Annotated in this window: 1 protein-coding gene; it reads right to left on the reverse strand. The window is 67.4% G+C overall.

Annotated elements, in window-relative coordinates:
• Nucleotides 1-149 precede the first annotated feature (149 nt).
• Nucleotides 150-473 carry a GNAT family N-acetyltransferase gene (locus ABD323_RS43790; protein ID WP_184912457.1) on the reverse strand — a complete coding sequence of 108 codons (324 nt, stop codon included), beginning with the start codon at nucleotides 471-473 and terminating at the stop codon, nucleotides 150-152.
• Between the last annotated feature and the right edge of the window lie 137 nt (nucleotides 474-610).

Raw genomic sequence — 610 nt, forward strand, 5'->3', positions numbered from 1 at the left:
AAGCCTCCGGCCCCGTGCTGCCGAGGCGGGTGCGGGCGGGGGTGGTGTTCATCAGGAAGCTCCAGGGAGGGGTGGGCCGGTGCCTCAACTATGGCATGAGCGATGACAGATTTCAATATCTGTCAGTCCAGTACTCCCTGGGCCGGCCATCAGTCGGTGACCCGGCTCTGGTTCTCGTACGCCAGGTCCGCGTACTCCGGGTGTCGGAGCATCCAGGCCTTGATGAACGGGCAGGTGGCCAGCACCGGCAGCCCCCGCCGCCGGGCGTCGTCCAGGGCGGCCCTGGCGAGCGTGCCGCCGATGCCGCGGCCCTCGAAGGCCGGGTCCACCACCGTGTGCGGGTAGACCACCAGTTTTGCGCTGCGGATGTACTCGGCGAAGCCCGCCAGGGCACCGTCGATCCGGGCCTCGAACCTGCTCTCGGCCTCGACGTCCTCGACTTCGACGGGCTCGGCGGCGACCGTTCCTGACATTGTCGGCTCCTTGGTTCGGGCTGGTTCCGGACGAAGTTCCGGACGAATCCGTGACGGACAAACCTGGACGAATCAACCGTACGTCCGGCGTCGCGGTCAAGGGGGCGTCAGTCGTCGGACTGGTACCAAAGGCTGAC

Source organism: Kitasatospora nipponensis (assembly GCF_039528135.1).
GTDB lineage: Bacteria > Actinomycetota > Actinomycetes > Streptomycetales > Streptomycetaceae > Kitasatospora > Kitasatospora nipponensis.